12 protein-coding genes are annotated in these 12,279 nt (G+C 58.2%); 4 read left to right on the top strand and 8 right to left on the bottom strand.

Annotated elements, in window-relative coordinates:
- Positions 1 to 15: 15 nt before the first annotated feature.
- From hslO to CGLAMM_RS04575, 4 genes are all read right to left on the bottom strand, one after another.
- Entirely contained in the window at positions 16 to 951 is a 936-nt protein-coding gene (gene hslO / locus CGLAMM_RS04590; protein WP_418115431.1) for an Hsp33 family molecular chaperone HslO, read from the bottom strand.
- Between the two features lie 30 nt (positions 952 to 981).
- Positions 982 to 1,965 (bottom strand): ornithine carbamoyltransferase, encoded by a 984-nt coding sequence (gene argF / locus CGLAMM_RS04585; protein ID WP_394818870.1) that lies wholly within the window; start codon positions 1,963 to 1,965, stop codon positions 982 to 984.
- A gap of 2 nt (positions 1,966 to 1,967) precedes the next feature.
- On the bottom strand, positions 1,968 to 3,155 hold the full coding sequence (locus CGLAMM_RS04580) for an aspartate aminotransferase family protein (protein ID WP_394818869.1): 1,188 nt from the start codon (positions 3,153 to 3,155) through the stop codon (positions 1,968 to 1,970).
- Positions 3,156 to 3,240: 85 nt separating this feature from the next.
- Entirely contained in the window at positions 3,241 to 4,857 is a 1,617-nt protein-coding gene (locus CGLAMM_RS04575) for a D-aminopeptidase (protein WP_394818868.1), read from the bottom strand.
- Positions 4,858 to 4,975: 118 nt separating this feature from the next.
- Between CGLAMM_RS04575 and CGLAMM_RS04570 the strand changes: the two genes are divergently transcribed.
- From CGLAMM_RS04570 to ribF, 4 genes are all read left to right on the top strand, one after another.
- Positions 4,976 to 5,665, top strand: coding sequence for a regulatory protein RecX (locus CGLAMM_RS04570; protein WP_418115430.1), 690 nt, complete (start codon positions 4,976 to 4,978; stop codon positions 5,663 to 5,665).
- A gap of 49 nt (positions 5,666 to 5,714) precedes the next feature.
- Positions 5,715 to 6,155, top strand: coding sequence for a CHAP domain-containing protein (locus tag CGLAMM_RS04565; protein ID WP_394819086.1), 441 nt, complete (start codon positions 5,715 to 5,717; stop codon positions 6,153 to 6,155).
- 89 nt (positions 6,156 to 6,244) lie between these two features.
- Positions 6,245 to 6,508 (top strand): twin-arginine translocase TatA/TatE family subunit, encoded by a 264-nt coding sequence (locus CGLAMM_RS04560; protein WP_394818866.1) that lies wholly within the window; start codon positions 6,245 to 6,247, stop codon positions 6,506 to 6,508.
- 361 nt (positions 6,509 to 6,869) lie between these two features.
- Entirely contained in the window at positions 6,870 to 7,790 is a 921-nt protein-coding gene (ribF, locus tag CGLAMM_RS04555) for a riboflavin biosynthesis protein RibF (protein WP_418115429.1), read from the top strand.
- A gap of 183 nt (positions 7,791 to 7,973) precedes the next feature.
- Here ribF and CGLAMM_RS04550 read toward each other — a convergent pair whose 3' ends face one another.
- Genes CGLAMM_RS04550 through rfaD form a run of 4 tightly spaced genes read right to left on the bottom strand, consistent with a single transcriptional unit; the run spans position 7,974 to position 12,177 of the window.
- Positions 7,974 to 9,149 (bottom strand): AGE family epimerase/isomerase, encoded by a 1,176-nt coding sequence (locus CGLAMM_RS04550; RefSeq protein ID WP_418115428.1) that lies wholly within the window; start codon positions 9,147 to 9,149, stop codon positions 7,974 to 7,976.
- The gene (gene rfaE2 / locus CGLAMM_RS04545) at positions 9,142 to 10,605 is read right to left on the bottom strand and encodes a D-glycero-beta-D-manno-heptose 1-phosphate adenylyltransferase (RefSeq protein WP_394818863.1); all 1,464 of its coding nucleotides are present in this window, start codon (positions 10,603 to 10,605) and stop codon (positions 9,142 to 9,144) included. The genes CGLAMM_RS04550 and rfaE2 overlap by 8 nt, the downstream gene beginning before the upstream one ends.
- 11 nt (positions 10,606 to 10,616) lie before the next feature.
- Entirely contained in the window at positions 10,617 to 11,192 is a 576-nt protein-coding gene (locus CGLAMM_RS04540; RefSeq protein WP_418115427.1) for a D-glycero-alpha-D-manno-heptose-1,7-bisphosphate 7-phosphatase, read from the bottom strand.
- A complete protein-coding gene (gene rfaD / locus CGLAMM_RS04535; RefSeq protein WP_394818862.1) occupies positions 11,170 to 12,177 on the bottom strand; it encodes an ADP-glyceromanno-heptose 6-epimerase in 1,008 nt (335 codons plus the stop codon). The genes CGLAMM_RS04540 and rfaD overlap by 23 nt, the downstream gene beginning before the upstream one ends.
- Positions 12,178 to 12,279: the final 102 nt, after the last annotated feature.

Below are 12,279 nucleotides of genomic sequence, written 5' to 3'. Positions count from 1 at the left end.
CATTTATCCAAGCCCCTAAACGGGGTCAGGCGCGATATTGTTACGATCAAACCGATAATCTACTCCGCAAAATTCACATGACATTGTGATCACGCCATTTTCGGCCATTTCATCAAGGTCGTCATCACCGAAATTTCGCAATACAGATAAAAGCTTCTCACGCGCGCATCGACAGCCGAAACGCGCCGGACGGGGCGCAGCGACGGCGACACCCAGCGTGCCAAAAACGCGGTATAATAAGGCGCTATGCGTCAAATGCGGGTTAAAAACTTCTTCCGCGGTCAGCGTTGCCGCGAGGGTTTTTGCGGTCTCCCAATGGTCTTCCTCCGCGTCATGGCTTTCACGCCCGCCTTCATCGGCGATGCGTTCCAGCAGCAGCGCACCCGCCTCCCATTTCCCGTCCTGAAAACGGGAGAAAAGGCGGATTGATGTCGGGAGTTGCTCACTGGTCGCGAAGTAATGCGCCGCCATTTCCGACAGAGACTCACCTTCCAACGTGACGATACCCTGTTGACGATCCGTCTCCGGGCCCTGATCAATCGTGAAGGCGAAATATCCCTTCCCGAACATCATATCAGCGCGTGGTGTGGTTTCCGGCGGGTCGCGAAGGCGGTCATCTTCCGTCAGACGCACATAAAGGCGCACGGCGCCATCATGGGTGCTGTCCGCAACCAACAGCGATACAGGCCCGTCACCCTTGACCTGCAGGGAGAGGGCTCCCTCAAATTTAAGCCCGGCACTCATACCCGCCACCAGGCTCAGCGCCTGCCCACCGAGATGCGCGGCGGCTCCCAGGGCCTTGCGGGAGAGGATCGCATCCGCCAGCCCGCCCAGACGCACGAGGCGCCCGCGGACGGGGCTGTTGGTGAGGTGAAAAGGCTGGATGGCATCGTTGATCACGATGTCCGGGATGGCGGCGGCATGAGGGGGGGAGGCGGGCATGTCCGACATTTTCATGATAGGAATTTCGTTCGTCCGGCATCAGGATGCAAGACCGGCGCTCGTCCAATCTTCACCCCCCAGACACCAGAGTAAAAGGCCCTTCTGAGCATGAAGACGGTTCTCCGCTTCGTCAAACACGACGGAAGCGGCACTTTCGAAGACCTCCAACGAAACTTCCTCACCGACATGGGCAGGCAGGCAATGCATGAAGAGCGCACCGGATGCGGCCTGCGACATCAGATTTCTCGAAACCTGAAAGGGGCGCAAAGCGTCCAGACGCTCTTCCGAATCCGTATCGGACATGCTCGTCCACGTATCCGTAACAATGCAATCCGCGTTTTTCACGGCATCTTCAGGATTGTGGAAAAGTCGGATGCGCCCCCCCTCGCGGCGGGCCCAATCCAGCACTTCCGGCCGTGGCGCGTGGGTTGGCGGCGTGGCGAGATCCAGCGAGAAATCGAATTTTACAGCGCCTTCAATGAGGGAGGTCGCAACATTATTGCCATCCCCGACCCACGCCCATTTCGTGCCAGCCACCGGGCCGCGATGTTCCTCAAATGTCATGATATCAGCAAGAATCTGCACCGGATGGGAGTCCGGCGTCAGGCCATTTATCACGGGGATGGAACTCCATCGCTTGATTTCCCGCAACGTCTCGACATCACCGGTCCGAATCACCAGCGCGTCAAGAAAGCGTGACAGAACCCGCGCCGTATCCGCCAACGACTCACCCCGCCCCACCTGCATATCCGCGGGGGAAAGAATAAGCGTCCTGCCGCCCAACTGACCCATGCCGACTTCAAAGGAAATACGCGTGCGGGTGGAGGGTTTTTCCAGCATTAAACCGAGGCTGCGCCCGGCGAAAGGTTGCTTGGGGTGAAGAGGGAATTTTCGCCCCGACTGCATACGTTTGACCGATGCGCTCACGTCAATGATGGCACGCAATGTCGAGGCGTCGAGATCACGGAGATCGATAAAATGCCGTATTCCGGTTTGTTCGCGAACGGGGGCTAAATTGTTCATCGTCAGGACTCCGTTGACGAAAGAGTAAAATGCTGTGCCGTTTTCTCAAGCGCGTCGCGGGCGATGGCGCACTCCGCCTCGGAGACAATGAGGGGCGGAATGAGACGCAGCGTATTGTCTCCCGCAGCGGTGCATAGCAATCCAAAACCGCGCGCGACTTTCATGACCTCCGCGACGGGGGGGACGCATTTAAGGCCCCACATCAGCCCGCGACCGCGCGCAAGGGTGAAGACATCGCTGTAATTCCGGCATAAAGTTTCCAGACTCACACCCAGAATGTGGCCTGTCCTCTCAACATGTTCCAGAAAACCCGGCTGGGTGACAATATCGAGCACCACATTCCCCGCCGCGCAGGCAAGCGGGTTGCCGCCAAAGGTGGAACCGTGGGCGCCGGGCGTCATGGCCTGCCCTACATGGGACTTTACGAGGATCGCCCCGATCGGCACGCCGCCACCAAGGCCTTTCGCCAGGGAGATGATATCGGGCGAGATACCTTCCCACTCATAGGCGAAAAGCTTGCCCGTGCGGCCAATACCGGTTTGGACCTCGTCGAGGGCAAGGAGCAGGCCATATTCGTCACAAGTCTGGCGTAAAGCTTTCAGGAAGCCGGCTGAAAGTGGCTTGACACCGCTTTCACCCTGGATGGGCTCCACGAGGATACCGGCTGTCTGAGGCGTGATGGCCGCGCGGACCTCATTCATATTATCGAAAGCCACGTGATCAAACCCGTCAACGGGCGGCCCGAAGCCTTTGAGATACGTCGCATTACCCGTCGCGGCGAGGGTCGCCAGCGTGCGGCCATGAAAAGCGCCGTGAAAGCAGATCAGACGTTGACGCTCCGGATGGCCGTTTTCCGCATGGAAACGGCGCACCATTTTAATCAGCCCCTCATTAGCCTCGGCACCGGAATTGCAGAAAAACACCTGATCCGCGAAGGAATTTGCGACAAGCTTTTCAGCCAGGCTTTCAGCCTGCGGGATGCGATAAAGATTGGAAACGTGAATGACGCGCCCGGCCTGCTCCGCAATGGCCGCGACAAGCGCTTGATGTCCGTGGCCAAGAGAAGACACGGCAATGCCTGACCCGAAATCGAGATAGCGTCGTCCGTCACTGGCATAAAGCCAGCAGCCCTCACCCCTGTCGAAAGTAAGATCAATTCGATTGAAGACTGGCAGGAGAGCAGACGACATGGATCATCATTCCTTACCCACAATTAAAAATAAAATCCCTGCCCTCGCAGGCAGGGAAAAACGAAGGGACACATCATGGCGGATTTCACCTGCCGCGGTCAAATACTGCGTTAACGCGTCGATAACGAAGATTTCGCGCCAGCCAGCACCCGACGCGGATTTCGCGGGCCGGGTGACGCGCTTTCTTTTTCCGCGCATCAAGGATTTCAATCGTCCAGTCTCCTGGCGGTGCATGGTCAAGGGCGCGGCGGCACGGCATGGAGAAGACATCGTCACTTAATCGCCTGATCGGCGACATGGGTCCTTTCCCGAGGAAACCGAAGAAAGCGCCATATAACCCCTGTCCGTCCGTCGTGATGTCGAGCCAGGAGTCGTTCTCGGCACAATAATAAGCGCCGCGCAGGACGTCCCGATCATCCGGCCCATCGTACGCGTAGGGATGCAAACGGCGCAGGATAACGGATCGATTTTCACCAGGGCGGTGCATGAGGGTCGCCTCACCCTCGGACGAAATACGGGTGCGGAACGGATCTTCCGGCACCTCATCCGGCTCAGGGCAGGTTTCCGGCGGATGAAGATAATGGAGCATCCTGCCAGCAGGGCCGTGGAAGATCTGCGCGGCAAGCCCAGCCGCATCATCGAGGAACAGCCCGGTTGGCGGCACATCGGCAGGTGATGTGGACACGACCTGACGCGGTGGCGCCTCGTCGAGCCCGATTGCGGCACGCGCAAGCCTTAGGGCTGCCCCATAAGCGTTGGACATGTGGTTGAAGAGAACAACGACGGAAAGGCGATCCTCCGGCACATGCATACGAAAGCTGTGCCACCCCCGCAGCCCACCGCCATGGCCGGTTGCCTTGCGGCCCTCAAACGTAAAATGCCGCAGCCCGAAACCATAAGGTGCAGGCGTCCCGTCGGTGAATGATTGCGGCTGGGATAATTGCTGATAAATGCCCCGCGGGTGATTCCGCTCACGATCAATATAAAGTTCCCACGCGATCAAATCGTCGAGAGTTGCTCCAATCCCCGCATCGCCGGTCCATAAAATGCGGTTTTTCGCCGGGATAGAGCCGGTCGCCACGCTGCCTTCATAACCCGTTCCGCCATCCGGAAGGCTCGTTGTATCAGCCGCGATAAACGCATGCTCCATGCCGTAACGGGAAAAAACATGGTGGTGCATCAGAGACGCGTAATCTCGGTCAAGACGTCGTGCCACGATGTCGCCAATCAGGCGAAAATTCTGGTTACAATAGGAATAAGACGTGCCTGGTGTGAATTGCAGCGTTTTCGTCGTCATCATGATGTGACGCGCATCATCCTCGGAGAATAAAGTGTCGGGCAGGGCACCCATGACCATGCCCATGGCCCAGTAATCCCGTAAGCCGGACTGGTTATGCGCGAGATGCGCGATCTTGGGCAGGGGCGCCGATAATTGCGGCAGGAAATGCCGCACATCCTCGTCAAGACGGCTGAAATCCGGGAAGGCGTCAAGCAGAAGCGCGCAGGTGAATTGCTTGGTGATTGAGCAGATGCGGAAAGTCGCGCGCGGCGTAAACGGGATATGACGCTCAAGATTGATATAGCCCCAACTCTCCCGCGCGCGGACCTGACCATCTTTGATAATGGCGATGGCACCGCCCGGCCCGGGGTAGAGTTCCGGCAATTGCCGGATCAAGCATTCTTCTTTGCGATACTGGGCCATGAATGACCGCCCTTTCGACTCTGCCACATGCGGGTTATTCTTGTCTTAGCTTTTCAAGCCGTCTGCTGAAGTGTCAAGCCTGTCACGTCGGATGCGATGCGTCGTGCGGGGAATTTCAATGCCCCATGCGCAATTCGGTGTTGAAGGGCGTTATGGAAAGGAGAGATGCGCCGATGGGAGGCTTCTGATGCGGCATGTCCGCGCTATTGGCATAAAAGATGCGCCAGATCTGCGCGATGTGGCGCTGCGACACCTCGCGCGTTTTGCCACGACGGAGAAACGCCTCGGTGAGGTGTTGGGGCGGCGCATCAAGCGGTGGGCTGCGCGCGCCCAGTCCTCCGGGGAGGAGGATGAGGCGATCGCAGCGGAAAGCGCGCGGCTTCACAAATCCGTGCCCGGGATTGTCTCCGAGATGGTGCGCACTGGCGCGGTGAATGATCAGAGTTTCAGCGCCAGCCGCGCCCGTGCCCTTCTGCGCTCCGGCCATAGCCGCCGACATGCCGCGGCGTGGCTGCAGAGTCGCGGGGTGATGCCGCAGGATGTTGCCTCGGGAATCGAAGATGCCATGGGTAGCGCGGAGGATGGCGGGGCGAACGAACTCGCCGCTGCCCTCATCTTCGCCCGGAAAAAGCGTCTCGGGCCTTTTACCTCACATAAAATTGCGGCAGATGAAAGGGAGGGGGGTGACTCGCGCCGCGCACTGGCCGCGTTTGCTCGGGCCGGGTTCTCTCATGGCACTGCCTGCCAGGCTTTAGCGTTTTCTTATGAGGAGGCGATGGATGCCATTCTCAAATTCCGCCATATCTGAACGGGTCGAAGCCTCCCCGAGGCGCCTGCGCCTGTTACCAGTATGCGCGATGCTGATGGGGATGCTGGCACTGACATCCTGCGGACATCCAACCCATTTCAGCCGGTCAGATTTTGACGGAAAGCTTCAATGTGCACCCTATGCGCGTGAGAAAACCGGTGTGGCATTGCGCGGACGGGCATCATCCTGGTGGACTCAGGCGCGCGGGCGATATGCAAGGACGCAGCGGCCTTATAAAAATGCGCTGCTGGTTTTTCGGTCAACTTCTCGCATCCCGAGCGGACATATTTCCATCGTGCGCAAAATCGTCTCCTCACGCAAAATTCTGGTCGAACATGCAAATTGGGAGCCAGGGGCTATTGATAAAAACGTACCCGTAATCGACATTTCAAAGCGCAATAACTGGAGTCTCGTGCGCGTATATTGGAAGCCGATCCATCGCATGGGTACGGGGCGATACGCGACATACGGCTTCATCCTCCCAAATTGAAGTCGGCAGTTCTTGCATCATCAGGTCGAAACGCTCATTTAGGGACATTGCGTTCGCGAGATCTTCCGAACGCGGATCGGGAGTAAGTTATGGGAAGCATGAGTCTTATTCACTGGGTGGTTGTCGTTGCTGTCGTGCTGATTTTATTTGGGGGCGGCGGCAAAATCAGCTCCATCATGGGTGATTTCGCGCGCGGGATTAAATCCTTCAAGAAGAACATGGCCGAAGACGAATCCATGTCTGAGTCCACGCCGCCCGCCGGGCAGATCACGCCCCCCGCCGCCTCGGATGCAGCTTTCCTTAAAGAGGCGCAGCGCGCGGATGAAGCGCCGGTGGATAAAAAGCCTGTTTGATCCCGCTATTTTTCCTCGGGCTGGGGCTTTCAGGGGCGGATGTCGGCACCGCGACTCTGTGATCTGACGATCTGATAAATATGGCGCATCTTTTTGTTAATAAATTTTCGCCCGCGGCGCGCGAACGCCGTCGATGCCCGACGCCTTGTTTCACCATTCGGAAAATGCTCTCGGTAAAAAGGACGGTGCGCGCGCGTGCCGCACGACGAATGCGGGGCGTTGCGTTCGACAATGGGACACATTATGCGCGGGGTCACGCAGGCGCATTGGGCACCTGGTTTCGCGGTGGTCTCATTTTGGTCAGCATAGGCGAGGCCAGTCTCTGGAGGTTGATAGGGTGTCGATAACAGAATGGTGCAACGTGCCCCCTCATTCCCGCGGGGCGGCGGTCGCACTGGGTAATTTTGACGGTGTCCATCGCGGGCACGTCCATTTGCTGGAAACCCTTCATGGTGCCCGGCCGGACCTCACTTTAGGTGTTGTCACTTTTGAGCCCCATCCCCGGGAGTTCTTCCGCCCGCAGGACCCTCCCATGCGTCTCATGGTCCCGGATGTCCGCGCGCGCTTCCTGCGGCGGCATCACGTCTCCCATATTTTCCAGATGTCGTTTAATGAAGCATTTTCCAATATTAATCCGCGATCCTTCGTTGATGATATTCTGTGCGACGGGCTTGGGGTGAAGCACGTCGCCTGCGGACCGGATTTCGCCTTCGGCCATCGTCGCACAGGCGACGTGCCGATGTTGGGGCAGTGGCTGGAGGCGCGGGGTGTCGGCCTGACGATTGTTGACCCGCTGACGGATCGTGGCGGCCCCCTCTCATCCTCCCGCATCCGCCGCCTGCTGCGGGAAGGTTACCCCGAAAAAGCAGAGGAGGAACTGGGCCGACCGTGGTTCATTTCAGGGACGGTCATAGAGGGCGATAAACGCGGGCGGCAGATCGGTTTCCCCACAGCCAATATCGCCTTGGGCCAACATTTGGAGCCCGCCCGGGGCGTCTACGCCGTGACGATCGCCCGCCCGGATGAGGCGGACGCGCCGATCTGGGCCGGCGTCGCCAATCTCGGCCGCCGCCCGACGATCAATGATGGGCGTGTTTCCCAGCTGGAAGTGCATGTCTTCGATTTTGATGGTGATCTCTACGGACAAACGCTGGAGGTGAGTTTTCACACCCTCTTGCGGGAGGAGCGCAAATTCGAAAATTTCGCGGCCCTCGCCGCACAGATCGGGCGCGATGCCGAGACAGCGCGGGCCTTCCTCACCGCACGGGGCTTTCCCCGCTGATGGTGGGGCGCGCCCCCGGGCAAGACTTGTCACTGGAAAGGTGAGACGATCTGGCACGCCGGGAGCGCCCCGCATTTTTAAAATGTGTCCCGGGAGGTGCCAATTCGTCGTCGCTCATGATGTGCCCTACCGTTTTCCTGGGCAGGTGAGATGAAGCCGCCATCATCTAAATGAGTCGTTGACTCAACCCGCCGTCGCGGCACCATAAATATGGTAAAGTGAACTCGCGGGCATGTGATCAACGCCGCCTGACCCGTCTTCACGAATGCGGTCAACCCACCCCCCTTCCGGCGCGCCGGTCGTGAAGCGGGTAAAGAAGAGGTTCGTCACATTCTGCATCGCCGCCTCGATTTTCATGCGGTCAGCCGCTTCTGGCGCGGTGTCATGACGCAACACCGTCAGCAGACGATAAAACTCAGTTTGCGGCCAGATGCGCATATTCCGTGACATAGGCGCACCCGTCTCACGGATCGCGTCAATAACGCCGCCATCCTGAAGTCCAAAACGTTGCCCTGCCTCGAAAAGCCGTGTAGAGGCGTCCTCAACCGGGCGACGCGCGGCAGCATCGCGCGTCAGGCGCGCGTAAAGACGCAAAAGCCACGACCATTCAAACACATGTCCGGGCTCTATGTGGTTTTTACCCTCCACCTGAAGAGGCCGCCAGGACGCGTCGAAATACTCGCGGATCATGCCCGTTGCGTTATCAATCAGACGCGTTAGAGCTAATCGCGCGAGTTTATCCGCCTGTTCCTGAAAATCCGGATGTTCAGCGTGTGGCATCCATACCAGACACGCCTCTAAGAGATGCATGATCGGGTCCTGACCGCGCACATCATCTTTACCGGGGAAAGCGCCACGCAGACCGTCACCAGCATCCGCGAAAATTTGGCGGACATCCCGAAGGGTTTCCCGTGCTTTACGGTAATAAACGACGTCGCCGCTCAGTCGAAAAGCCCAGTGATAGGCGTAGATGATGAAAGCGTGGGCATAAAGGTCCCGCTTTGTATCAAGCGCTTCAAGCGTTGGAGAGAGGGAGAAGATCCAGCCCGCTTCATCGTCCCGGCGATGATAAAGGCGCTCGATTGTCGCAAGGCAGCGCAGCGCTTTTTCTCCGTCGCCGTAAAGACCCTCGGCGGCGGCGCGGCAATATGTGGCGATCTGGCGTGCCTGCACCATAAGCCGTAACGCCGGAACTGCTTGCGGCGCGGCTGAAAATGTCAGGCGCTCGTGAAAAAGGGAAGTCGCCCGGTCAAAACCGGCTTGCGCCCAAAGTGGCAAGGCCTGCCCGACGAGCCATTCCTGCCACCTCAAACCGGAATGATGCCGCGCGAGCGGCGCGCCGCAGGGCGTTTCAGTCATCGGAAGAGGGCGCCTTGGAGGCGGATTGACCCGAGCGCGCAATGAGATCGGTGGTGGAGCATCCGTCAATGATTTTGGCCAAGACGACATGGCCGCCATAGGATTTCACAAAATCGCCGCCGACAACCTCGTCTTCCCGATAATCCGCCCCCTTGATGATCGTGTCCGGCCGCAGCGTTTCAATCAGTTTCTGCGGCGTGTCTTCATCGAAGATAACGACAAGATCCACATCGCGCAGAGCGCTCATGACCGCGGCGCGCGCCTCCTGCGACTGGACAGGCCGTAACGCGCCCTTCAACCTTCTGATCGAGTCATCGCTGTTGAGCCCGACGACCAGTTTATCGCCCTCCATCGACGCTGCGCGGATCAATGCAATGTGACCGGGGTGCAGCAGGTCGAAACATCCATTTGTGAAGGCGATACGCGCCCCATGTAAACGCCAGTCCTCCACCACGCCGCGTGCGGTCACGAGATCGGCCACGCCGTCAAAGCCAAGCGTGTCCGCAACGAGCTTCTGATTAAGCTCCCGCCGTGACACCACGGAGGTACCGAGTTTGCTCACGGCGATAGAGGCAGCGGCGGTCGCGATGACCGTGGCGGTTTCAAGGTCATGCCCGGCGGAAAGCACGGCCGCCACAGCCGCCAGCACTGTATCGCCCGCGCCGGACACGTCGAATACTTCCGACTTGAAAGCGGCCTCATGCCGTATGACGCCGTCACGCTGCCAAAGCGTCATGCCTTTTTCAGAACGGGTGAGGAGAACATCGCCCCCGAATTGCGATGAAATCGCCGCTGCTGCGCGTTCAACATCCGCATCGCTCTGTAACTCGGTCATGCCCGCTGCCGCCGCGGCTTCATGGCTGTTGGGCGTGACAAGTGTTGCGCCACGATAGGCTGAAAAATCGACGCGTTTCGGGTCGATGATCACCGGGATGCCACGCGCCTGCGCCGCCTCAATGACAGCGCGCAGGACACGATCCGTCAGCACGCCTTTGGCGTAATCAGAGCAAACAAGGACATCCGCATTTTCCAGCGCCGCGCTTGTCCGTTTGATCAACTCATCCTGCGTCGCGTCGGAGAAAGTAACAACGCGCTCGTCATCAATGCGCACCAGCTGATGCTGTCCGCTCAACACCCTTGTTTTACTGATGGTGGACCAGCCGGCTTCCGTCACGAGTTGCGATGTGTCGATATTGCTTTTGACACGCAGCACATCCCGCAGATTTTCAGCGTTCTCATCATCCCCCACAACGCCGATAAGGGTGATCTGACATCCCAGGGCCGCGGCATTGGCCGCGACATTGGCGGCGCCCCCCGCAATGGATGCGCAGCCGGAACGCAGAAGCACAGGGACCGGCGCTTCAGGTGAGAGGCGTTTGACGGCGCCCGAAATATAGCGGTCGACCATGACGTCACCGACAACAACCAGACGCCCGAAATGATAATTATCAATCATCGCTGCCCCTTCTAACCTTGCTGCCGAACCACGTCCAGAGCGCGCAGAAACGCGTCAAGGTCCGTACCGTCAAAAAGGTAACCGGCGATCCCTGCACGCTGGGCGGCTTCAATATCCGTATGACGGTCACCAATAAGAAAGCTGCGCGCACGATCCAGATCAAATTGCGCGATGGCTTTGTTGATCATCCCTGGAGCGGGCTTGCGATCAGGGTGGTGACGGCGATATTGCGGCAGGTTGGCGTCAGGGTGGTAAGGGCAGTAGAAGAACCCATCAATATGCGCGCCATTTTCGTTGAGCTGCGCCTGCATAGCGGCGTGGAAATTCTCAACTGCGTCTGATGTAAAATAGCCGCGCGCCACGCCCGATTGATTGGTCACGACGATGACGGCAAAGCCAGCCTGATTGAGGCGCGTTATGGCGCGGATGGCGCCGGGGATGAAGATGAGATCTTCAATACGATGGGTGTACCCCGCGTCCCGATTAATGACCCCATCCCGATCAAGAAAAGCCCCCGGACGCTGACGATGATGTCGCTGATCTGACCCGCCAGGCCGCATCATGTTAAAGCGTGTTCTGCGCGTCATGGAGGTGTTGCACGTAACGTTGCACACCTTCCGTGACGGACGTAAAGACATGGTCGCACCCGATCTGGCGCAGGGCAGTCAGATCAGCCCGGGTGAAGCACTGATATTTCCCTTTAAGGCTTTCCGGGAAAGGAATGTACTCAATGAGGCCGGACCGGACCAGCGCTTCGAGGCCCATCGGTTCCTCGCCGTTGATTTGCAGCATCCCGTTGACGACGGCGACCGCGACATCATTGAACGGGCGCGCCTCGCCTGAGCCGAGATTGAACACGCCGCTTTTTTCAGCGTGATCAAAAAACCACAGATTGACAGCGACAGCGTCTTCCACAAACAGGAAATCCCGCTTCTGCTCACCCGCCGCGCAATTCCCATAGGCGCCGAAAAGTTTGACGCGCTTTTCCGAGATGAATTGCTGATAATTGTGATAGGCGACCGAGGCCATCCGGCCCTTATGCTGCTCATGCGGGCCATAAACATTGAAATAGCGCAAACCCACAAGCTGTGTCCGTCTTTCCGGGAGCGATTTACGCACGATGCGGTCAAAAAGCAGCTTGGAATAGCCATAGACATTCAGCGGCTGCTCAAAAGCCGGGTCTTCAACAAACTCTTTTGACGCGCCATAGGTCGCGGCGCTGGAGGCGTAAATGAGGCGTGTCCCCGTCATGCCGCATCTCTCAAGAAGCAGGCGGCTTGTCTCATAATTATTGGCCATCATGTAGCGTCCATCATGCTCCATCGTGTCTGAACATGCGCCCTGATGGAAAATCGCTTCCGCATCATCAAACTCTCCCGTCCGGAAACGGGCGTAAAAATCCGTTTTGTCGATAAAGTCGGCGAGATCCAGCGAAAGAAGGTTTTGAAACTTCTCACCGCGCTTCAGATGATCAACGGCGATCACATCCTTATAGCCGCGTGCATTGAGCGCCCTGACAAGGTTGCTGCCAATAAAGCCTGCCGCGCCGGTGACAATGATGCGATTCGACATGATATCTCCAGAAATACAGCCTGACATTCACCTGCGATCTTAGCCGGCGCATGAAAGGTTTTACAATGATGGCGATCCCGATGCGTCGCCGAGACCGGCAGG

This window comes from Sorlinia euscelidii, assembly GCF_036452135.1.
Lineage (GTDB): Bacteria > Pseudomonadota > Alphaproteobacteria > Acetobacterales > Acetobacteraceae > Sorlinia > Sorlinia euscelidii.
This window is presented reverse-complemented; position numbering and strand designations above follow the sequence as displayed.

Coding starts and splice junctions, on each gene's coding strand:
- hslO (WP_418115431.1), bottom strand. CDS start 951: ATGTCGGACATGCCCGCCTCCCCCCCTCATGCCGCCGCCATCCCGGAC.
- argF (WP_394818870.1), bottom strand. CDS start 1,965: ATGAACAATTTAGCCCCCGTTCGCGAACAAACCGGAATACGGCATTTT.
- CGLAMM_RS04580 (WP_394818869.1), bottom strand. CDS start 3,155: ATGTCGTCTGCTCTCCTGCCAGTCTTCAATCGAATTGATCTTACTTTC.
- CGLAMM_RS04575 (WP_394818868.1), bottom strand. CDS start 4,857: ATGGCCCAGTATCGCAAAGAAGAATGCTTGATCCGGCAATTGCCGGAA.
- CGLAMM_RS04570 (WP_418115430.1), top strand. CDS start 4,976: ATGCCCCATGCGCAATTCGGTGTTGAAGGGCGTTATGGAAAGGAGAGA.
- CGLAMM_RS04565 (WP_394819086.1), top strand. CDS start 5,715: ATGCTGATGGGGATGCTGGCACTGACATCCTGCGGACATCCAACCCAT.
- CGLAMM_RS04560 (WP_394818866.1), top strand. CDS start 6,245: ATGGGAAGCATGAGTCTTATTCACTGGGTGGTTGTCGTTGCTGTCGTG.
- CGLAMM_RS04550 (WP_418115428.1), bottom strand. CDS start 9,149: ATGACTGAAACGCCCTGCGGCGCGCCGCTCGCGCGGCATCATTCCGGT.
- rfaE2 (WP_394818863.1), bottom strand. CDS start 10,605: ATGATTGATAATTATCATTTCGGGCGTCTGGTTGTTGTCGGTGACGTC.
- CGLAMM_RS04540 (WP_418115427.1), bottom strand. CDS start 11,192: ATGACGCGCAGAACACGCTTTAACATGATGCGGCCTGGCGGGTCAGAT.
- rfaD (WP_394818862.1), bottom strand. CDS start 12,177: ATGTCGAATCGCATCATTGTCACCGGCGCGGCAGGCTTTATTGGCAGC.